This window comes from Rhizobium anhuiense, from assembly GCF_003985145.1.
In the GTDB taxonomy this organism is placed as follows: domain Bacteria; phylum Pseudomonadota; class Alphaproteobacteria; order Rhizobiales; family Rhizobiaceae; genus Rhizobium; species Rhizobium anhuiense.
On the sequence record NZ_ML133540.1, the window covers coordinates 59,630 to 80,130 of the forward strand.

15 protein-coding genes, 4 pseudogenes and 1 riboswitch are annotated in these 20,501 nt (G+C 56.6%); of the genes and pseudogenes, 11 read left to right on the forward strand and 8 right to left on the reverse strand.

All coding sequences use genetic code 11. The features are described 5' to 3' along the window. Window positions 1–853: 853 nt before the first annotated feature. The 4 genes from EEQ99_RS31065 to EEQ99_RS31080 form a co-directional block, all read right to left on the reverse strand. Window positions 854–1,405: a hypothetical protein gene (locus tag EEQ99_RS31065; RefSeq protein WP_127431698.1), complete on the reverse strand. Its 552-nt coding sequence runs from the start codon at window positions 1,403–1,405 to the stop codon at window positions 854–856. Between the two features lie 129 nt (window positions 1,406–1,534). Next, window positions 1,535–2,197: a transcriptional regulator gene (locus EEQ99_RS31070; protein WP_127431699.1), complete on the reverse strand. Its 663-nt coding sequence runs from the start codon at window positions 2,195–2,197 to the stop codon at window positions 1,535–1,537. 561 nt (window positions 2,198–2,758) lie between these two features. After that, window positions 2,759–3,742: an IS481 family transposase gene (locus EEQ99_RS31075; RefSeq protein WP_127431700.1), complete on the reverse strand. Its 984-nt coding sequence runs from the start codon at window positions 3,740–3,742 to the stop codon at window positions 2,759–2,761. A gap of 248 nt (window positions 3,743–3,990) precedes the next feature. After that, window positions 3,991–4,719, reverse strand: coding sequence for a P-loop NTPase family protein (locus EEQ99_RS31080; protein ID WP_244604875.1), 729 nt, complete (start codon window positions 4,717–4,719; stop codon window positions 3,991–3,993). A gap of 811 nt (window positions 4,720–5,530) precedes the next feature. On the opposite strand from EEQ99_RS31080, the gene EEQ99_RS31090 reads away from it, so the two are divergent. The 6 genes from EEQ99_RS31090 to EEQ99_RS31120 all read left to right on the forward strand — a co-directional run bounded on the left by EEQ99_RS31090 (window position 5,531) and on the right by EEQ99_RS31120 (window position 12,068). After that, on the forward strand, window positions 5,531–6,058 hold the full coding sequence (locus EEQ99_RS31090; protein ID WP_127431702.1) for an OsmC family protein: 528 nt from the start codon (window positions 5,531–5,533) through the stop codon (window positions 6,056–6,058). A 1,114-nt stretch (window positions 6,059–7,172) separates the two neighbouring features. Further along, the gene (locus EEQ99_RS31100) at window positions 7,173–7,883 is read left to right on the forward strand and encodes a hypothetical protein (RefSeq protein ID WP_127431727.1); all 711 of its coding nucleotides are present in this window, start codon (window positions 7,173–7,175) and stop codon (window positions 7,881–7,883) included. Between the two features lie 178 nt (window positions 7,884–8,061). Beyond that, window positions 8,062–8,193, forward strand: a riboswitch (TPP riboswitch). Window positions 8,194–8,284: 91 nt separating this feature from the next. Further along, window positions 8,285–10,111: a phosphomethylpyrimidine synthase ThiC gene (gene thiC / locus EEQ99_RS31105; RefSeq protein WP_127431703.1), complete on the forward strand. Its 1,827-nt coding sequence runs from the start codon at window positions 8,285–8,287 to the stop codon at window positions 10,109–10,111. A 1-nt stretch (window position 10,112) separates the two neighbouring features. Next, the gene (gene thiO / locus EEQ99_RS31110) at window positions 10,113–11,123 is read left to right on the forward strand and encodes a glycine oxidase ThiO (protein ID WP_244604876.1); all 1,011 of its coding nucleotides are present in this window, start codon (window positions 10,113–10,115) and stop codon (window positions 11,121–11,123) included. A 289-nt stretch (window positions 11,124–11,412) separates the two neighbouring features. Beyond that, window positions 11,413–11,649, forward strand: coding sequence for a type II toxin-antitoxin system VapB family antitoxin (gene vapB, locus EEQ99_RS31115; RefSeq protein WP_127431704.1), 237 nt, complete (start codon window positions 11,413–11,415; stop codon window positions 11,647–11,649). Beyond that, a complete protein-coding gene (locus tag EEQ99_RS31120) occupies window positions 11,649–12,068 on the forward strand; it encodes a type II toxin-antitoxin system VapC family toxin (protein WP_018496488.1) in 420 nt (139 codons plus the stop codon). Before vapB ends, EEQ99_RS31120 begins: the two co-directional genes overlap by 1 nt. 147 nt (window positions 12,069–12,215) lie before the next feature. Here EEQ99_RS31120 and EEQ99_RS31125 read toward each other — a convergent pair. Then, a pseudogene (locus EEQ99_RS31125) lies at window positions 12,216–12,541 on the reverse strand (DDE-type integrase/transposase/recombinase); the annotation flags it as partial. Here EEQ99_RS31125 and EEQ99_RS35280 point away from each other — a divergent pair. Beyond that, window positions 12,536–13,034 (forward strand): annotated as a pseudogene (locus tag EEQ99_RS35280) (ABC transporter permease); the annotation flags it as partial. The pseudogenes EEQ99_RS31125 and EEQ99_RS35280 sit on opposite strands and share 6 nt — an antisense overlap. Window positions 13,035–13,295: 261 nt before the next feature. On the opposite strand, the gene EEQ99_RS31135 reads toward EEQ99_RS35280, so the two are convergent. Continuing rightward, window positions 13,296–14,485, reverse strand: a protein-coding gene (locus tag EEQ99_RS31135) for an IS3-like element ISRle4 family transposase (RefSeq protein WP_127431705.1) whose coding sequence is annotated in 2 segments (ribosomal slippage) — window positions 13,296–14,236 and window positions 14,236–14,485 — 1,191 coding nt in all. Because the reading frame shifts where the segments join, the coding sequence is not laid out codon by codon here. Window positions 14,486–14,618: 133 nt separating this feature from the next. Here EEQ99_RS31135 and EEQ99_RS31140 point away from each other — a divergent pair. After that, window positions 14,619–15,053, forward strand: coding sequence for an ACT domain-containing protein (locus EEQ99_RS31140; RefSeq protein ID WP_127431706.1), 435 nt, complete (start codon window positions 14,619–14,621; stop codon window positions 15,051–15,053). Between the two features lie 227 nt (window positions 15,054–15,280). On the opposite strand, the gene EEQ99_RS31145 is transcribed toward EEQ99_RS31140, so the two are convergent. Further along, window positions 15,281–16,138, reverse strand: a complete 858-nt coding sequence (locus EEQ99_RS31145; protein ID WP_127431707.1) for a sugar ABC transporter substrate-binding protein — start codon at window positions 16,136–16,138, stop codon at window positions 15,281–15,283. A gap of 224 nt (window positions 16,139–16,362) precedes the next feature. Between EEQ99_RS31145 and repA the strand changes: the two are divergent. Both repA and EEQ99_RS35635 read left to right on the forward strand, forming a co-directional pair. Next, window positions 16,363–17,626, forward strand: a pseudogene (gene repA, locus EEQ99_RS31150) (plasmid partitioning protein RepA). A 321-nt stretch (window positions 17,627–17,947) separates the two neighbouring features. Then, on the forward strand, window positions 17,948–18,121 hold the full coding sequence (locus tag EEQ99_RS35635) for a hypothetical protein (protein ID WP_375166090.1): 174 nt from the start codon (window positions 17,948–17,950) through the stop codon (window positions 18,119–18,121). 179 nt (window positions 18,122–18,300) lie between these two features. Here the strand turns inward: EEQ99_RS35635 and EEQ99_RS35285 are convergent. Beyond that, window positions 18,301–18,487: pseudogene (locus EEQ99_RS35285) on the reverse strand (carboxymuconolactone decarboxylase family protein); the annotation flags it as partial. 1,069 nt (window positions 18,488–19,556) lie between these two features. On the opposite strand from EEQ99_RS35285, the gene EEQ99_RS31170 reads away from it, so the two are divergent. After that, window positions 19,557–20,498, forward strand: coding sequence for a Rossmann-fold NAD(P)-binding domain-containing protein (locus EEQ99_RS31170; RefSeq protein WP_127431710.1), 942 nt, complete (start codon window positions 19,557–19,559; stop codon window positions 20,496–20,498). The last annotated feature ends 3 nt before the right edge of the window (window positions 20,499–20,501 follow it).

Genomic DNA, 20,501 nt, shown 5'->3' on the forward strand with positions numbered 1-20,501 from the left:
CGCCGACGACCGCTTCGCGGCCGTCTTTCTCGCCAGGACTGTCATGAAGCCGCAAATTGCTCCTTGATCCACATCAACGAGAGGACAAAAAGACGGAACGACGCTGCGGTTATAAGTACAAAGGCTTTAATCCGCTGACACGCGCTGACTATTCCACCGTCAAGTCCACGTCCCGTCCATTGTTGCCCGTGGGCAAGCCCACTCGGAGAGCCGGCATACGGTTTCGACACGCTGAATGAAGGGTCGCTGGCCGTTGAAGGCCCAACAGGAGAGCCAAGAATTTTTTGCAAGCCTCGACCGGAATATGAGTGGTCGAATGCGACCCGAATTTTCGAATGCGGGAGCCATGTAGTTAGCCATGCGTCCACCTGAGCTCGAGCCTCGTCCTCCGATGACCTCAACTTTGATGTCGCTGTATTTCTTCTGCAGCGATCCCAGGCGAGCCAGCGCTCGCCCGCAGGGTCCGCAGGTAGTCGAAAAGAAGTCGAGGATGTATATCTTGCCGAACTGGAAGTTGGAAAGCGGTTCGCCGCGTAGCCAGTCCAGCGCTTCGATCGACGGAGCTGGAGAGCCAGCACCCAAAGTGTTTACCCCCGCTTCGTGCCAGAAATCATCGCGTTGTGACAGACATCAGGTCGAGCCGATTTGATTTCCGTCAATCTTGGGCCCGAAACATCAATAGCGACAAAAAACTAGACCGCGCCTAGCACACTCCTGAACCCCGCATCACAAATGATTGTCGGGTGAGATCGATGCCAAATCAGGATGACAACAAGGGCTTTATCCCCTCGTGATAGAGACCCTATCGGTAACAACCAACGTGCGGCAATGCGGGGTTGATTCTTCATTTCGATTAATATTCGAACCGCTCCAGCATCCTCCTCAACAGTGCATTCTGCATTTGAAGCTTGCGCGCCAACTGGTCTCGGAGAAGGCTGATCTCTTCATCAAGATTGATTGCATCGTCAGAAGCGGTAGAAACATTTGAAGACGGTCGAAGAACGACTGCACTCATTTTCGCCTTCTTGCGGCGCTTTCGCGTCGGACCTTCGCCAACACGAAAGACCCTAGGTGCGGCATGCGCGGCTGTATTAGCCTCATCGGACAAAGCCGGATCAGGCGCTTCCACGGGCCTCGCGCCATCGATATTTACGCGACCATCAACAGCGCTTGCCGTTTCTTCCGAATAAACCGGAACCGCTAGAACCGCTGCGGAATGACCGTGAGGAACTGGCTTTTTGTCAGCCGGACCGTCTGTGGCGTCCAATTCGTTATTGGCTGCTCTTTCAGTCGGCTTGGCGATAGCCAATACGTCCGGCTTCACGCCATCTGCCGAGCCGTGTTCTTGTCTCTGCTGGCGTCGCGGGGACACCAGCCGGGCAAGAAGTTTCCATGGAGACGCCATTTGTTTAACCTCGAATTCTACCCCGTGTGCAACTGCGAGAAAAAGCGTTGGCGGCAGAACGAACTGCCGCCATGATCTTGACTTCAACAAGCATGAGAATGCGGCCAGCGCTTGGCCGTCTGCTGCCGATCAACCGAGGTTGAGCCGCTTTCGTAGATCGGCATTTTCTGCACGGAGCTTCTCGGCCAGCAGCTTGCGCAGTCTCTGGTTTTCCTCTTCCAGCTGCAGAAGATCCGCAAACTCATCAACTGCAGCCACCGACGGTGCGGTCGCTGTCTGCACCGCCCTTGGAGCACGTTTGACAGGCGCACGTCTGGCACTTGTCGCACCTTCGTCAGACTTTGCTTTGCGTCCTCTCTTCTGCTTTCCGGCGGTGGCATTCGAAGCCGCTGCCGGTTGCACAGAAACGGCTACTGAAGCAGTTTCAGGCACTGCCTTCTTGGCGCGAGGTTTGCGCACTTTTTTCGGTACATCGGGCGCCGCGGCGGCCGGCGTGTCGGCATTGATCATCGTAGCGTTTTCATCGGCCATTGTGGTCTCCTGTAAAGCCGATGCATTTGTCTCCTGCCCGATCGGCAGTGTCAATAACGGTCCAGCCTGTTCTTCTCGGGCTACAAGCAACTCGCTGCTTCTTGCCTCAGGAATTAATGACATAAATGGCATTGCCTCGTCCTGCAGATCTTGAGCAACCGACTTGAGATCCGTGTCTCCCCAAATCGAGCTCGGTTTAGAGTTGAGTTTTCGCCGACCTGATTTGTACTCGACGGCAAAGCTGCGCTGTACTTTTTTCAATTTAAGAAGCCTCGGTGTCTCGGTAATTTTTCAGCGACGTCTTCAGCATCGCAACAAGCCTGCAAATAATCACTATCGCGCCGGCTGTGTCCACAACGGCCTGCGAATTTCACATGCTATCGCTCTTCAGCCCGAGTGACCTGATGCGCAGGTACAACACGATATCACGGGCCCTACGGGGTCCACTCAAATTGACGAAGTCATTTCTGCGGGAGTGGATGGCGGTTATGCGGCAGGGTTCCGCGGTGACGCGGCTGAGGCGGTTCATTTGTGAGATAAGGCGGTTGACGTGGCCGAGGGTATCAGTTTCTAAATTGCCGCCCAGGACAATCTCTCCGATACAATGGGTAACACGCCAGAGCAGAGGAGCAGGAGTTGCCAAACCCTTCGCGCAATCCACCGATGACAGAAGCACGACGATCGAGGGCCTAGACCACTTGGTTGCGTTGAGCGACTTTGTCCTCAATCTGTAGCACGGTAGCGGTGGATGGCGTTTGTTTGTCTTTAAGCCGGGGTGAGAGTGCTGCGACTCAACCGTATTTTGGAGACCGGAGTTGGATGTTAGCCCGGCATTTGATGGAGCGGATCGAGGGTAAAGCGTTCGGGCTGTGAAGCCCATGCCTTGCAGATGAACTCGTAGGGTGTGAGGCCCTTGAGGGTCTTGAGCCTGCGGCCAAAGTTATAAGCGGCGACGAAGTCGGCGAGGTGCTGACGAAGTTGATCGTGGCTTTCATAGTAGAAGCGTCTGACGGTGGCATCCTTGATGGTACGGTTCATCCGCTCGACTTGACCGTTGGTCCGCGGATGCTTCGGCTTGGTCGTGCGGTGCTCGATATCGCTGGTGGCGCAGGTGTATTCGAAGGCATGGGCCCGGAAGCGTTCGCCATTGGCGATCGCTTCTTTGATCAGCGGGACAGCCGAGCCGCCAGCGCCGGGTGTGGTGAACTGGATGCCGTTGTCGGTGAGCACGGTGTGGATCTTGTAGGGGACGGCCGCAATCAAGCGTAGGAGGAACTCGCGCGAGACGGCAGTGGTAGCCTTCTCGTGCAGTTCGACGAAGGCAAACTTCGAGGTGCGATCGATGGCGACAAACATGTGCAGCTTGCCCTGTTCGGTGCGCACCTCGCCAATGTCAATGTGGAAGTAGCCGATAGGGTAGCTCTTGAACTTCTTCTTCGACGGCTTGTCGCCATCGACATCCGGCAGGCGGCCGATGCCGTGACGCTGCAGGCAACGATGCAGCGAAGACCGCGTAAGATGCGGGATTGTCGGCTGCAGTGCATAGAGGCAGTCATCGAGCGGCAGCAGCGTGTACCTGCGAAAGGCAACGATAACGGCCTCCTCCTCGACGGAGAGCACCGTCGATCTCGGCTCTTTCGGGCCGGTCGGAAGGTCCGCAACCGAGGACCGCTTCCGCCACTTGGCGACGGTCTTCTGATTGATCCCGTAACGCTTCGAAAGCGTTCTCAGGCTCTCTTGACTATGTTGTATCGCTCGACGGACTGCCTCTGTCGTCGTGGCGCTCCCATGAAGAACCTGGCCCATAGCGCATCCCTTGATTCGGAAGACAAGGATGCCCCATCAAAGCCTGGGATCAAATATCTAGGTGATGAGAAATTGCGATTACGCTCGGACATTTCGATGAGCAGCGCACAGTGTAGGAACCGAGCTTTTTGGTTTCGCTAGGAATCAGACGTCACACTATCTAAACCGCGGCGGCTGCAAAGGGCAGATGGAGAAAACATCATCCTAAATTCGCCTGCGAATTGCCATGAACGTCGGGCCAAAAGTTCCTACCGGGGCATCGGCAGAGCCCAATCGCGATAGAGGCTATTCAGGGCAGTCGCAGTGTGGCACTCGACAGTTGGCAAGCCGAACTCCTGAAGAACCGTCGCATATCTGACGCCGCTGTTACGGCTCTTAAAGAGAATCCAATAAATCATCTCCCATTTGATGCTGTCTTTGGCACCTTCGAGATGTCCGGCGCGATCCGATTGATCGGCAAGGGTTCGCTTGAGATAGCGAAAAAAGCGTAGCCAGTGATTTGAAGTGATGGCGCGGGCTAATCGCTGCGGCATCAGGCGCGAGTAGCTGCCTTCGATAATCCACCGCTCTTCGTGGATTGCCGCATCATGAAGCGCGGCAAATTCTGCTTCCGGGCGCGACTGCCAATCCGTTCCGGGCAGATGGTGAAGTTGATCGAGATGCACGGCTGGAATACGGAGCTTTCTAGACAGGGCAACCGCCAAAGTCGACTTGCCTGCGTTTGAGGGGCCAATGATCGCGATGCGCTCGCCAAGAGAATCTAAAGGCAGTATAGGGACACCGCGCGGGAGATTGGCAGCGCTTTTATTGGCGGCAGGCAACGGAGCGGGCGCGAGAGCTCGTGTCGCCGGTCGCTCCTCACACGTCACCGAGGAGCTATGGAGATGGTTACGGCCGAGCGTTCGGTGGATGGCCAAACGTCGATCCTGAACAGGCTTTGCGCGAATACGCGATAGATCGACGGCGATGTTCGTCATCCGTTTCAAAGTTCATGGACCTGGGAATGGGTTGTTGGTGGCGGCTCGATCATAGCCGAGAGTGGCGACCTAGCTTACCGGTAGCAGGAAGTTGAGATCCGCTCGATTAGTAAATTCTACCAAGACCGGATATGAGAATGATGGCCAACAGTCAAGAGGGGTCGGTTTTTAAGGACCTGACTGTACCCCGATGGAGAGCATCTTCCATTTGGATCTCTCGCGCTTAGAGCGGGAGGTTCCAGCACGCGTCTATTCGAGCAATCTTGTTCAGGGCGCTTACCTCCTAGGTAACAAAGGACCAAATCGTTGGAAATAGGTGCCCGTTCTAATACGAGGCTTGATGGTCACCGTATGCCGCCGCCCTCTCCATCGCGGTAGTGATCGAGGCAGATTGCGACACGACATGTCCGCACCCTTACAAAACACCCTCGGTATAGCGACAATAAACATCTGCAATGTCGCAGGGTTACCGGCTCAACCTGATTGGCATGAGAAGTGCTCAGAGTAAGCGGGGCCCTACAGTCCAAGTCCGATTGGGAGCTTAAACGACTATGCACATCGTGGTCTGTATCAAACAGGTGCCGGACATTGAGGCCTGATATCGTCTTGATCGGGAAGCGGACAATTGACGGCGACACAGCCCCCGTCGGACGCGGAATCGCAAAGAGGCTGAACCTCCAGCAACTGTCTTACCTAGCAAAGATTGTTTTCATTGATCCCATTTCTCGCGAGCTCGTGGTTGAGCGGCGCGCGCAACGTGGCGCTTTGGCCATCTCGGCATCGGTCTCCACAACAGGAATATTAGCAAGCCATGGCAACTTTGAATGAGTATCTCCGACAGAAGCACGAAGCACTACTCGATTGGCGGGCGCGCGTCAGAAAGGGGGATCTGAGTGCGGTCACACTTGAGGCCAGTGCAAGCGCTGAAGGCCGCAGCGGCGTGCGACGTATCCGAATTCGAGATTTCCAGGTCATTTCCGACAGCCCGCCCGAGTTCGCAGGCTATAATCTGGGTCCGTCGTCTCCAGAACTGCTGCTCGGTGCGCTTGCGAGCTGCCTGACCCATACTTTTCTGATCCACGCTTCCGATCAGGGCGTGCCGCTGGAATCGCTGCATGCGGAAGTCTCCGCCACGATCGATCCGCGTGCAGGTGCAGAAGGATATCAAGACGTTCCCGTCTATCCCCAGGACATCAACTACCTGGTCACACTAGTATCTCCCGCAAGTACCGCGGACGTCGCCAGACTGCGGGCGACCGTGGAAAAGCTCTGTCCAATCCTCAATCTCCTGAAGCGCGGAAACGAGGTGCGCGGGCAGTTGGATCACCAGCAACCCTGACCACTATATAGGGAGCGCCGACTGATGACCGTGTACGTCATGTGTCAGCACGTGTTCTCGACTTCGTCTCGTGTAGGAACCCGTCGAATGTCGCTTGCTGCATAAGTCCCCAAATTGGTATCGACTGAAGGATCAAATCATGCGCGGCATTCGAAATGCGCCTGCGGCACGGCGACAAAGGGTGCTCCGCTAGGGGCGACCTGGCGCGCCCATAGACTTGTATCGTCCGATGGCCATTTCGACCAGCGAACGTTTGCCGTGGCCTTCGGAGACCTGCATTCCATCCAGCCCCTTAAAGCCGTGAAATCAATATATGTATGTATATAAGCAATAATATATCCTACAGCTCACAGAAGTTTATAATGCAATTTGTATTTTTGCGGCGAAGAAAGGTATACTATAAAATATATCCGGCTCATCTGTTGCGTTGCTGATGGTTTTCATGAACTGTCCCAAATAAGAGCTGCGATAGCGCACCACAGGAATATCGTTTCCTATGAATGCTGAAAACTTGCCGGCGACATCATCGTCGGGAGGCTCGCACAAGGAGCACGATGACATGCACCACAAAAAGCAATCAGACAAGCACCCTGGCTACTCGCATCTGCGGTTGGCAACCATCGATGGCGCGTCGCTGCCTGGTCTGCAATTGTCAATCGACCGGCAGGAGGGCTCCCGGTCGACGAAGAAGACTTTTTTCCAACAATGGCTTCTGGATTTTGCTTTCGGTTGCGAGCTATTTTATCCGATCCAGCTATATGAACATCTCGCAACAAGCGAGGGCGAAGACAAAGGCGTTGAACCTTTGAGTGAGAGTTACGAATATAGAATTGGGAGAATTCGGGCCGGCCGCCAGGTTTCTCATTTGAAATCCACGTCTCTCGGGTTTCCAAATTCCAGAATGGAAGCGCCGGCTCAGTCGCCAACGCTTTCAAATTCGAAAGATGGTAAGAAAGTCTTCAGAAACCTGACCATCGTGCGGTACACGCGAGCCGCAGTTCAAACCCTGCTGCCGCTATCATATACGCGGACAACGGTCGCCCGTCGGCAAAAATCAAGGATATTTGACCCGCAAGGTTTGCCCAATTATACTACAGAAAGGATTTCATTCTCCATGTCATTATGTCCTGCGAAATGCATTCGCATCGCCGCACTTGCAGCGGCCGCCATCTTGCTGGGCACCCAGATCGCAGTTGCGCAAGAGCCTTCTATAGAATCTCAGTGGCTGAACACGCCGGCATCTCGAGTGGAAGCGCTTGCGATCCTCCAGACCTTGAATGCAAATCTCCTGAGTAACGCCAGTGCCACGTTTACCCTTGACCGCTGGTGCGCCGCGCATAAGCTCGCACCGGAAGGTTCAAAGATCGTAGCTCAGCGTGTGGGCGGGCAAGGCAAACCGGCCGATGAGCACATCCGTGATCTTCTGAGCGTCGGACCCGGTGAGTTGATCGCCTATCGCCGCGTCCGACTGGTCTGCGGCGAACGCGTCTTGTCCGAAGCCGACAACTGGTATGTACCTGCAAAATTAACTGCAGAGATGAATCAGGCGTTGAATACCAGCGATATCGCGTTTGGCAGAGCCGTTCAGGCTCTCAATTTCACTCGCACAAACCTGTCTGCCAAGTTGCTCTGGTCCCCTCTATCCGAAGGCTGGGACATGGACGGCTTAACAGCGCATGAAACAAGTTCCCCCGGCCTGCCGGCGTTCCTGCTCGAACATCGAGCCGTATTGAAACTTCCAGACGGCACGCCGTTTAGCGCCCTGGTCGAAAGCTACACGGAAAAAGTACTAGACTTTCCAGTTCCGCGTCTGCTTTCTCAATAGTGCTTCGGTATCTCGTGCATGCGACAAGGGCGCTTGTCTTGCGGAAGCGTGCCGGCCGGACGATTGCCCTTGTCCATCGTTTAACAGCGGCGACACGCACGATATCCTGTGTGTAACCTAACCCCGAGCCATCGCAGATTGTCGCTTGACAGTCCCCTCGGCAAGCCTCTACCCTTTTTGCATTCACCAGGGGGGTCCCGGCAAGGGGCTGAGATACTGCTGGACAATACGGCTTTGCCGATTGTGGCGCAGTGACCCGTTGAACCTGATCCAGTTCATACTGGCGTAGGGACGGTGCAAGCGCTCGAAGCAGTGGATTCACGCGCGGAATCCGTGCCGGCGTCTTTTCATCATTCCGGCTGAGGACTGGGTCTCCAATCGAAAACTTGGAGCCTCAAACCATGAAAATTGCCGCGAAGACCATCACCCCCACAGTCACCAAAGGCCCGCTGCCGGCGTCGCGGAAGATTTACATCCCGGGAGACATACACGCCGACATCCGTGTGCCGATGCGCGAGATCAGCGTTCATCCGACATCGGGCGAGCCGCCTGTTGTCGTCTATGATTCCTCCGGTCCCTATACGATCGAGGGTGCTGATATCCGCATCGAGCAGGGCCTGTCGCAGCTCCGCCGCGACTGGGTGCTCGCGCGCGGCGATGTCGAAGCCTATCAGGGCCGCCATATCCGCCCCGAAGACAACGGCTTTGCCAGCGGCGAAAGGCTGACGCCCGAATTTCCCACTAAACGTCAGCCGCTACGAGCCAGGGATGGCAAGGCGGTCACCCAGCTCGCCTATGCGCGATCAGGCATCATCACGCCCGAGATGGAATTCATAGCCATCCGCGAAAACCTTGGTCGCAAGGCGCAGGCGGATGCCATGGTCCGCGACGGCGAAAGCTTCGGCGCCCATATTCCGGACCATGTGACGGCGGAATTCGTCCGGCAGGAAGTGGCGGCGGGTCGGGCGATCATCCCCGCCAACATCAATCATCCGGAATCCGAGCCGATGATCATAGGCCGGAATTTCCTGGTGAAGATCAACGCCAATATTGGCAATTCTGCTGTCACCTCGTCCATGACGGAAGAGGTCGAGAAAATGGTCTGGGCGGCCCGCTGGGGCGCCGACACGGTCATGGATCTTTCCACCGGCCGCAATATCCACAATATCCGCGAATGGATCATCCGCAATTCGCCGGTGCCGATCGGTACCGTGCCGCTCTATCAGGCGCTGGAGAAGGTCGAGGGCATTGCCAAAGACCTGTCCTGGGAGGTCTATCGTGACACGCTGATCGAACAGGCCGAACAGGGCGTCGACTATTTCACCATCCACGCCGGCGTGCGGCTTCACTACATCCCGCTCACCGTCAACCGCGTCACCGGCATCGTCTCGCGCGGCGGTTCGATCATGGCGAAGTGGTGTCTCCATCATCATCGCGAAAGCTTCCTATACGAACATTTCGAGGAGATCTGCGACATCTGCCGCGCCTATGACGTCTCCTTCTCGCTCGGCGACGGCCTGCGTCCCGGCTCCATCGCCGATGCCAACGATGCAGCGCAATTCGCCGAACTGGAAACACTGGGAGAGCTGACCAAGATCGCCTGGGCGAAAGACTGCCAGGTGATGATCGAGGGCCCCGGCCATGTGCCGATGCACAAGATCAAGGAGAACATGGACAAGCAGCTCGAGGTCTGCGGCGAGGCACCCTTCTACACGCTCGGGCCGCTGACGACGGATATCGCACCGGGGTACGATCACATCACCTCTGGAATAGGCGCAGCCATGATGGGCTGGTTCGGCACCGCGATGCTCTGCTACGTCACGCCGAAGGAGCATCTCGGCCTTCCCGATCGCACTGACGTCAAGACCGGCGTTATCACCTACAAGATCGCGGCCCACGCGGCTGATCTCGCCAAGGGGCATCCGGCAGCACAGCTGCGCGATGACGCGCTCTCGCGTGCCCGTTTCGAATTCCGCTGGGAGGATCAGTTCAACCTCTCGCTAGACCCCGAAACCGCCCGCAGCTTCCACGACGAGACGTTGCCGAAGGAAGCCCATAAGGTGGCGCATTTCTGCTCCATGTGCGGCCCAAAATTCTGCTCCATGCGCATCTCGCACGATATCCGCGCCGAAGCACAGAAGGAGGGTCTGGATGCGATGGCAGCGCGTTATCGTGAGGGCGGCGGCATCTATATGCCGATAGAAACCCAACAGCAATTGGGCGAATGAGATGCGTGTGCTTGTCAAAGGCGCCGGCGTTGCCGGCCTGACGGTGGCGCATGAACTGCGCGCTCGAGATGCCGAGGTCACCGTGCTCGATCCATATGGCAGTTTCCTCGGCGCTGCATCGTGGCTCGCGGGCGGAATGTTGGCGCCCTGGTGCGAGCAGGAGAGTGCTGATGGCGCCGTGCTGATGCGCGGCCTCACCGCCGCCGACAAATGGGACGCAATGGTGCCTGGAGAGGTGCGACGAAACGGAACGCTCGTGGTCGCGTCGGCCCGCGATCTTGGTGAACTGAGACGCTTTGCCTGCCGCACGACCGATTATGAATGGCTGGAAGAGCCGGCGATCGCGTCGCTGGAACCCTCTCTTTCCGGGCGATTCCGGCATGGGCTGTTCTTTCGCCGCGAAGCCCATCTCGATCCTCGGCGAGTGTTGTGTCTGCTGCGCACCAAGCTGACGGTTCAGGGGGTCACCTTCGTGGGCGAGAGCCCGCACGAGGAGAGCTTTGACGGTGTCGTCGATTGCACGGGCGCAGCGCAGATCGGCGAGGCGAAGGAGTTGCGCGGCGTTCGCGGCGAAATGCTCTACCTTAGAAGCTTTGACGTGGATCTCTCCCGGCCGGTCCGCTTGCTCCATCCGCGTTTCCCCGTCTACATCGTCCCGCGTGGAGACGGTCTGTTCATGGTCGGCGCGACGATGATCGAGACGGAATTCGACGGGCCTATAGTCGCCCGTTCACTGATGGAACTGCTCAACGCTGCATACACGCTAAATCCGGCCTTTGCCGATGCAACCATAATCGAAACGGGTGTCGGAATCCGCCCAGCCTTTCCGGACAATCTTCCACGTGCAAGCCATCAGGGGAAGGTGATCTCGCTCAACGGCCTCTACCGCCACGGCTTTCTGCTCGCGCCAGCCATGGCCGCCGAGGAGCGGCGAACATTTCACCGCCTTTCGCACTACGCCGTCGAAGTCGCGGCTGCCGGCGACATTGGCGCAAGCACCGGCCTATCGTAAGAGCGGCATGTCACGGGTGAGACGCGCATACGCCTTCTACGGATGCTCCTTGCAAATGTGAGCGCGGCATCGCGCTCTCAATCGTCTGTCTAGATTTGGACGGGGCAGGAACGAACTGTTACCCGAATGGGCCAATACCCGCTGGCGGGTGGACCAGCACACGATTCGGCACGAGCGACCTCAACCTGTTGCGAGATGCGCCCGTCCAAGCGCTAAACGTACACACTAAGGATGTACAAAGTGGAAAGCCTAGGATATAGTACATCCACGTACACACAAGGTTGATGACATGCACACCACTAAAGCTTTCAAGAATGGAAATTCCCAGGCGGTTCGCATACCGGCGGAACTGGCGTTTGAGCGAACCGATGTTGAGTTGGAAATCGAGCGCATCGGCGACGAGCTTCGCATCCGTCCTGTGCATCGCTCCCTGGCCGGCGTTCTGGATGTATTCGCCCGCTTCTCTCCGGATTTCATGCGCGACGGAAGAGAGTCCCATGAGCAAGAGGAGCGGGATAAGATCTGATGGCGCGTTACATGCTCGATACGAACATGTGTATCTACCTGATGAAAAACCAGCCGGAGCAGGTCGCTCGCCGCTTTGCCAGTTGCTATGTAGGGGACGTGGTGATGTCCGCCATCACCTTCGCGGAACTCGAGTACGGTGTTTCCGCATCCGATGATCCGGCACGAGAACTTGATAATCTCACCGCCCTGGCCGAGCTGATCACGGTAGAGCCGTTTGGGATCGCAGCAGCGCGTGCCTACGGTCCGGTTCGAATGGCGACGAGAGACCGGAAGAAAGATCATCTCGACAAACTGATCGCATCGCATGCGATCGCTCTGGACACGGTATTGGTGACCAACAACACGCGGGACTTCCTGGCGTATCCCGGACTGAAGCTCGAAAACTGGCTGGACGCGGAACGCAGAGAAACCAATTAACCCGTCCCAGCGGCTATGCCGTGAGATGCGGGCAGGGAGTGGACCTTGACGGGGGTCGTGCTAAGAGTGCCAACGACCAAGGTGCGATCGGCGAAAAGGGCGATGTCAAATTAACTTCTCTAGGTGCGTTTGCGGTATGATGCGGGCTCAGGCCGTCACTGCAGTAGCCATTTTCCGTTGGGCGAACGCATCGAGACGATGCAGGTGAACCGCGATGGCGGAACGCGTTGGGTGTGAAGGGACGACGAGATTTCGCACGGCCGAGAAGATGTTGGTGAAGCGTTGCAACGCACCCGGTGAGCGAAATCGTTGCATCATCCGCTGACGTTTTCGCAGCGGCAAATGCGAATTCTCGGCACGATTGTTCGGGCCCCTTGTGCGATCGATGGTCGAGTAGGCATGACCTGCCGCCGTGCCGCTCCATAGGAGCGGAGCTTGTCGGTGACGATGCGCTTCGGCAGGTATCCTTGCTTCCAGCAGGCGTTTGGCCGCCTTGGTCTTGCGTAATTCTGACCTACCCTGTTCCGTCCTATTCCCTTCGTTGGTTTGAGGAACTGCTTCCGGCGGACACGTGGCGGCGATCGATCGTCAACAGCCTGATGATTGGTGGCGGGACTACGTTGTTAGCCACCTTACTTGAAATGGCGGCTTCTTTGGGCCTTCGAGCTCGAACCCTTTTGTTGCGCGGACATTCCGCACACTTTTCCGTCTGCCAATGGTGGTGCCTGCGGTGGTGCTTGGTGTTCGGATGCAGGTGCTTCTCGCTCGACTCGGCCTGACGAATACCTACTTAGGGTCATCATCGCTCATACAGTTGTTGCCGTTCCATTCGTTGTCATCAGTATTGGCGGAGCACTTTCCGGAATCGACGGCGAACGGAGCTTGCATCGCAAAGCCTCGGCGCCTCGCCGTGGATTGTTTTTCGCCGCGTAACGTTTGCCACTTGCAATGCCGGGAATTCTATCCTGTGCGGCGCAGCCGAAATGGCTCCGCACCGCAACCCGCCGCTACCGAACCAACAACAGCAACCAAAAACCGCTGGAGCGAACTCAAAACTGGATAAAACTTGAGGGCAAGGTCAAAACCTGTAATCACAGCTTCAGGCACTTGTCGAAGTCCTTCGCAACGCAAGCTTTGAGCGACGGATTCGATCCAACATCGACAATCTGCCTTATGTCAGTTAAGGAAATCTCATTTGTTCGCTCTCGGTGACCTTGCCCCCAAGTTTTATCCAGTTTTGAGTTCGCTCCAGCGGTTTTTGGTTGCTGTTGTTGGTTCGGTAGCGGCGGGTTGCGGTGCGGAGCCATTTCGGCTGCGCAGCACCGCATCACGTCGCGGGTTGAGTGTCTGAGCGAATTCGGCCGGTGTCAGCCAGCCAAGGCCTGAATGCGGGCGTTGATCGTTATAATCGCTACGCCAGTTTGAAAGCGCAGACCGGGCATGAGCAAGCGACGAGAACAGAGTTTCATTCAAGAACTCGTCTCGCAGCCGCCCGTTGAAGCTTTCGATAAAAGCGTTCTGGATCGGTTTTCCAGGCGCGATGTAATGCCAGTCAACCTTGGTCCGGTCCGCCCATTGCAGGATCGCGTTGCTGGTGAACTCGCTGCCGTTGTCGCTGACGATCATCCTCGGCTTGCCGCGCACCTCGATAATCCGGTCAAGCTCCCGTGCGACGCGAAGACCGGAAAGCGATGTATCGGCGACGAGCGCCAGGCACTCCCTCGTGCAATCATCGACGACGGTCAGAATCCGCAACCTGCGCCCATCGGTGAACTGATCCGACACGAAGTCTAGCGACCAGCGATCATTGGCCACCATCGGCACCAGCATCGGCGCTCGCGTGCCTATCGCTCGCTTGCGACCGCCGCGCTTGCGCACCGTCAGTTTCTCCTCCCGATAGAGCCGGAAGAGCCTCTTGTGGTTCACGAGGTGACCCTCCCGCCGGAGCAGCACATGAATGCGTCGATATCCGAAGCGGCGACGTTCATGCGCCAACGCCTTCATTCGCTCGCGAAGCTCATGATCATCGTCGCGCCTGGTCTCATAACGGACCGTCATTCGGCAAAAACCAATGGCTTTACACGCCCGCCGTTCGCTCATCCCATGATGGCTCATCAGATGCGCAACAGCTTTCCGCTTGGCCGCGGGCGTCACCACTTCTTTCCCAAAAGGTCTTTCAAGGCAGCATTGTCGAGCATCGCATCCGCCAGAAGCCGTTTCAGCTTCGTGTTCTCGTCCTCAAGCGTCTTCAGCCGCTTGGCCTCGGACACCTCCATGCCGCCGAACTTGGCCTTCCATTTATAGATGCTAGCATCGCTGACGCCATGCTTGCGGCAAAGCTCCGAGACCGGCGTGCCTGCCTCGTGCTCCTTCAATATGCCGATGATCTGTTCGTCTGTGAAACGATTGCGCTTCATCCTCTGGTCCTCTCAATGGGCCAGAGCTTACTTCAAAATGGATTATTTCAACGGGGCAAGGTCACCGGTTCCCGTCCTACACAATGACTGACCACCTTAAGACACGATGATTATCGACAGCGGGACCGCTATAATGACTACTGTGTTGCGAGACAAGTTCGATATGCTGTCGAATATGAAGCCCTCGCTCGAAGACGGCGAGTATGTGTTCTGCTCGTTACCCAATGAAGGGAGCAAAGTTCACAATCTAAACCCGATCGCGACATTTCAAGAAAGAGAAGGCTTGGCAGTCGTCCTCGAGAAAGGAGAGGCGCACGGAGCGGGGTTCGAAACTTCACTTGCGATGCGCCAGATCACTCTCAATGTGAATTCTGCGCTCGATGGCGTCGGCCTCACGGCGGGCGTCGCTGCCTGTCTCGCAGAAGCTGGCATACCGTGCAACATGGTGGCTGCATATCACCACGACCATATTTTTGTGCCGGCGGGCCTAGCTGATCGAGCATTGCAGCTCCTGATATCGCTGCAGGGCGACTCCGCGCGGGCGATGCGCAATGTTGACGGACAATAAATCGCAGAAGGCCCGCGAAGCTTCACTAACTTTGCGAGCAAGCAGCAGCACAGGGTAATATAGAGCCGTCAAATCTACGGCGGATTTTGTCACACACTGGGGCGAGCGCGTATGAACCTAAAAGGCGGGCATCGACGCGGAGAAATCTGCTCGTACGCACGATTATGCGCCCCTACACCAAGCGCGAGCTGGCCCACGACCGAGGCCATCGCGCGGCGCAGGACCATTCAACCCAATATCCAGCGTCGTCCCGTCACGAGCTGGAAGGGAATGTAGACCTTCTTTTCGATCTTTTCGCCCTTGGCGAGCTTGAGCGCTGCATCGAGCGAGCCCTTGCCCTGGCCGGCGGCATCCTGGAACACGGTGACGTCGAGATCACCCGCCTGCATGGCGGCAAGCGCGTCCTGCGTGGCGTCGACGCCGCCGACGACGACCTTGCTCATATCCTTGCCGGCCGCCTTCAGCGCCTGAATGGCGCCGATCGCCATTTCGTCGTTGTTGGAGATCACGGCATCAAACTCGATGCCGCTGGAGAGCCAGTTGGTCATCAGGTCAGCGCCCTGGGTACGATCCCAGTTGGCCGTCTGCTCTTCGACGATCTCGATGCCTTTGCACTCATCGGTCTTGATGACGTCATGGACGTCCTGGGTCCGCATGCGCGCAGCCTGGTTGGAAAGCTCGCCCATGATGACGACAGCTTTGCCCTTGCCGCCGAGAATGCGGCAGATTTCCTTGGTTTCCAGCGTGCCGGATTCCAGCTCGTTGGAAGCGACGAAGGCCTGCTTGTCCGGCAGCGTGTCGACGTTGACCGGCTGACGGTTGACGTAAACCAGCGGAATGCCGGCATCGGCCGCGAGCTTCGACATCGCCGTGGTCGCATCGGTATCGACAGGGTTGACGATGATTGCATCGACCTTGGAGGCGATGAAATTCTGGATCTGGCTCTGCTGCTTGGAAACGTCGTTCTGCGCGTCTTCGATCTGCAACGTCACACCGCTCAGTGTCTTTGCATAATAGGTCATGCCGTTGAGCAGAACCGTCAGCGCGGCTGGATTGATTGCTTCACCTGCAAAGGCCCCCGCGATGGAGGAACATACTTCCGCTCGAAGACTGACCCACGCCCGAGCCCGAAGCGGGTCGCCGAGGAAATGCTTCGCTGCGCTCTCACGAAGAGGAGCAATACAACTACATCAGATGAGGCTGACGAAAGGCCGTCTCGATAGAGCGATGAGGCGAAGCATATTGACTGCTGCCTACCTAATGTCGTAATAGAACCGTCATTCATTACAAAACCCGTCACGAGGTTTTTATGCCACAATCCGAGAAACCAGACGATGAAGAGCGTATAGTGGAGCGCGTTCGGCCATAGCGATAGTATTTGGGCTTCCATAAAGGCGCAGGGCGTGGCTGCCAGAGCACCACTTCCAGACCTCAGGACCTTGCGCTCGTTCTCGTTGGGCGAGGTCGCTGAGATTCTCGGTGTGTCGGGTAGCTATCTGCGCCAGTTGTCAATTGATGGGCAAGGCCCGACACCCGAGCTTGGGACCGCAGGACGACGCTCCTATACACTGGAACAGATCAACGAACTCCGTAATCATCTCGCTTCAGCCCGTCCAAAAGAGGCTTTGAAGTTTCGCCCGCGGCGACGCGAGGGTGATAAGCTGCAGATCATCTCGGTAGTCGCCGGTCCCGCAAGCACCACCACATCGTTTTATCTGGCTCAAGGCCTTGCACTTCAAGGTTTCCGCGTCCTCGCTATAGATCTCGATTCGCACGGCTCATTATCTAAGATGTTCGGTTTTTACTACTTTGGTTATCCAGTCCACAATGCGAGCATCTATGCGGCGATACGCTTTGACGAGCATCAGGAAAGTATGCGGTCAGCAATCCAACCCACCCTTTTTGATGGTCTTGATCTCGTTCCGGGCTCTGCCGAACTCTCTTTTTTTGAAGAGGAGTGTGACCGGCGCTTCCGTAGCGAGAAATTGAGGTACCCGGACGCTAGCGCCAGGATGGTGTCTGCGCTTAAGGAAGTTGAGGCGGATTATGATGTGATCGTTCTCGCCTGCGGAGATGGAGGCTTTCTGACCGCGGGTGCATATGAAGCAGCAACCGGCGTTCTTGTGACGGTCCGCCCTGAGATGCCTGAGATCGTGTCAATGACCTCGTCCCTCTACTCTTTCACGCATTTCGTCGCACTGATCGAAAGGGCTGGGAGGACCGTAAATCATGATTTCTTCAAATATCTGGTGACAAGGCACGATCCGCGTGACGTCTCACAGCAGAAGTCAATCGCAATGTTGCGGGAATCCCTGGGGGATGATCTGTTGACAGCAACCGTCTGGGAGTCGGACGCGATCCGGCAAGCGCGGGACAAAGGCCGATCATTGTATGAGCTCTCAAGCGGAGCGGTAGGCCGATCGTCGTACGAGCAAGCGATGAAATCGCTGAATTGCGCCAATGCAGAGATAATGGACATCATGTTCGAGGTTTGGGGCCGCGCCCCGTTCTATGTCTCGCTGGCTTCGCGCTCGACGACTGCAGGAAAGGCGAGTTCCGAATCCAGAGGCTAAGCAAGTGAACTCACGTATTTTGCGCATCCACGTGCGCTCGACGGATAAGGACTTCAGCAAGAAGATCACATCGGCAGAGGAAAACTAGCAAATGAGGTGTTGCAAGAACATCCCGCATTTGCGTGAGGTTGAACCGCGCCGGATTTACTCGGGACCATTTCGTTCAAGTTATGCGGCCATGGCTGCTTCCGCTTAATACCGCTCTTCAGCATTGGTTGATGGTATATTCCCGCGGGATATCGCGCTTACCGTGTTCGACGGCCTGGTCACCTACCATCGCATGTCATCGGAGCGGCGGCTGAACTTTGCCGCCAGCGCGGCATCGAAGCTATCCTATCGATCGGCGGCGGCAGCGCGCCGCATACGGCAAAGCTCGTCGTCTATCTCTCGAAATCCCCGGGTTGGCTTGATGATGTCTATGGTATCTACCTTGCCACCGGCGAGCGGCTGCCGCTTTTGCGGGCGGCGACCACGGCGGGCCGATCGCCATCGTAGCGACACCGCCGAACGGAAAGTCGTGATCTCGTCGCGCCTCATCAGGAGTAGGCGATCCTCGATTCCGAACTGACGCTCAGCATGCCGCCGTACCTGACCGCCCACGGCATATATGGTGCATGCAATCGAGGCCTACTCCGGTCGGCCGCCATCTACGTCGCGTCGCTGCCTGGTCGGCGGGCCGCGAGCATTCCAAGGTTGACAAGGCTGCGCTGCTTGAGGTCGAGGCCATTGTCGGAGCAGGCGGCACCCCAGCAATATTCACTGAGAACTGGAAGGGCGGGAGAAATCGTCGGCATTGCCGAGAGCCCGATTAACATACTCGTCCCCGAGCACCTTGCGCGGCGCATTAATGATCGAAACCATTACGATCAATACACGCTCCAGCGCCGGTATCGATAAATGAACGGCCGGTTCGCCTGGATCTCTCACAGGGGAGGCGGGCAACAGCCATCTGGTGCAGCCGTGACGGTTCGCCAACGCGCTCGATCGTTGGAAGGCTTCGCCTGCAGTGCGCCATCGTCGCTGGAAGGTCGCAGATCCTCTTGTCGAGAATCTCCGCCGGGTTCGTCTCAATCCGTCGGTCTATGCCGGGCTCATGATTGATTTGCGAAGCGCGTACCTGCAGTCGACGGGCGGAAGGGTTTCGGCTGCGACGATGTTTGGTGCGTTATGTCGCGCAGGACCATTCAACTCAATATGCAGCGTCGCCCTGGCTGACCAGATATTTGAACGTGCAATGATTCCCAGTTCCCGCAAGTGCATGGAAAAATACCTGCTGCTAGGTTTGATCTCCAGGACATGACGAACGCTCCGTCGCTACTCTCCGGGCGAAAGCCGGGGCCAATTACGACAGAACATGTCGGCGACCCTACAACACCCCTCCCTACAGCGACAACGAAACACGTTCAATCTCTAGAGGTTACCGGCGCAACCTGATTGGCACGAGTAGTGCTCAGAGTAAGCCGGGTCCCTGATGCCCGAATCTGATTGGGAGCTTAACTATGCACATCGTGGTCTGTATCAAACAAGTGCCGGACACTGCGCAGATACGCGTCCACCCGGTGACAAATACGATCATAAGCCACTGCCGTCGAGGGTATGCTCGGCCGACGCTTCTTCTATGCATCGGCCTTGCAACTTCGCATCGACTCGTTGCGGAGTTTAAGGTCCCTCTCTCTTCGGAATCAATCAATTGGCACGACGATCACAAGGACCGTTGTGACCAGCAATCGAAAATGAGGGGTGATTATAACGCAATACCTCAGCGCCGCGCTGATCCCAGCCAAAGCTTCGCCGTCAATCGCAATGGCGATCCGGTACCTAAGATTCCGGCACGGTGGCTCTGCAAGTCGCCGCTCGGAGAGGTGCACAGGAGGCTTCCGCGAAATTCCGGACAACCCGAAAGCCGCATACAAACGTCAGGAGTAGGGCTATGAACGAAATTGTTGGCCATTACGTAGATTACGAAATGACTTCACCCCTTCAAATGGCGCGGCACTCTGCGCAAATAAAGCCAATGGGTGTCGATCTCGCAAGACGTGGACTTCTTTTGCTGACGACTTGTTTGCGAGTTGAAGTTTATGGCGAAAAGTTCGACGTCGAAAGCACGGACATCGAAGTATTCCGTGGTTTTCCACACAAGGTTGTTGAAGGATCAAACGCTGTCGCCCAGCGATTAGCAGAGATCTCCTCAGGTGCCAAATCCCAGATCCTTGGGGAGCCCTACATTCAAGAGCAACTTTCGAAAGCTGTGGGACTGCTTGATCCGGACCTTCGGATTTGCCGCATCTCGCGATTGGCAATTGACGTGAGTTGCGGCTCACGCGAGCGGCAGCGCTTCACGGCACCATTCAACTACGATCGAATTGTCTGCGACATGATCGCGGAGCAGCTTGGGGGTTCAGTTGTACCTGATCGCCTTTACGTGATCGGCGCCGGTATGCTCGGCCGCGAGCTTGTCAGTACTGGCCCGGGAAAAATGTTTCGCTCAACTGTCGTCGTTACGCGGAATCCCAAAAATCTTCGCAAACGTCTCGGTTCCAGGTTAAAAATAGGAGTCGACATGATGCGTCCAGGAGAGATCGGGTGCATACCGGAACCGCATTCCGCCGTTGTCATCGCAACCGCTGACGTAAACCCAGAATACCAAGCTGTTCTTCAAGACGCTCTTCTACGGCTCGCACCGCTAATTGTAATAGATCTCTCGTCAATCCCGGTGTTGCAGGCAGCCGCAGTTGCGAGGCTCAACTATGTGACCATGTACGATCAACAGTTTCTCCAGCGTATAGCGGAGAACAACAAGTATCTTATGTCCAAGCTGCCGCAGCTTCAATCCGATATCCAGACCAGACTTCTGGCGGGGGGCATACCATGACTG

Bases quoted from the DNA above. Each gene is read 5' to 3' on its own strand.
- EEQ99_RS31075 (WP_127431700.1), bottom strand. From the start codon at position 3,742: ATGGGCCAGGTTCTTCATGGGAGCGCCACGACGACAGAGGCAGTCCGT.
- EEQ99_RS31170 (WP_127431710.1), top strand. From the start codon at position 19,557: ATGAACGAAATTGTTGGCCATTACGTAGATTACGAAATGACTTCACCC.
- EEQ99_RS31100 (WP_127431727.1), top strand. From the start codon at position 7,173: ATGTCATTATGTCCTGCGAAATGCATTCGCATCGCCGCACTTGCAGCG.
- thiO (WP_244604876.1), top strand. From the start codon at position 10,113: ATGCGTGTGCTTGTCAAAGGCGCCGGCGTTGCCGGCCTGACGGTGGCG.
- EEQ99_RS31140 (WP_127431706.1), top strand. From the start codon at position 14,619: ATGACTACTGTGTTGCGAGACAAGTTCGATATGCTGTCGAATATGAAG.
- EEQ99_RS31090 (WP_127431702.1), top strand. From the start codon at position 5,531: ATGGCAACTTTGAATGAGTATCTCCGACAGAAGCACGAAGCACTACTC.
- EEQ99_RS31065 (WP_127431698.1), bottom strand. From the start codon at position 1,405: ATGGCGTCTCCATGGAAACTTCTTGCCCGGCTGGTGTCCCCGCGACGC.
- vapB (WP_127431704.1), top strand. From the start codon at position 11,413: ATGCACACCACTAAAGCTTTCAAGAATGGAAATTCCCAGGCGGTTCGC.
- thiC (WP_127431703.1), top strand. From the start codon at position 8,285: ATGAAAATTGCCGCGAAGACCATCACCCCCACAGTCACCAAAGGCCCG.
- EEQ99_RS31120 (WP_018496488.1), top strand. From the start codon at position 11,649: ATGGCGCGTTACATGCTCGATACGAACATGTGTATCTACCTGATGAAA.
- EEQ99_RS31080 (WP_244604875.1), bottom strand. From the start codon at position 4,719: ATGACGAACATCGCCGTCGATCTATCGCGTATTCGCGCAAAGCCTGTT.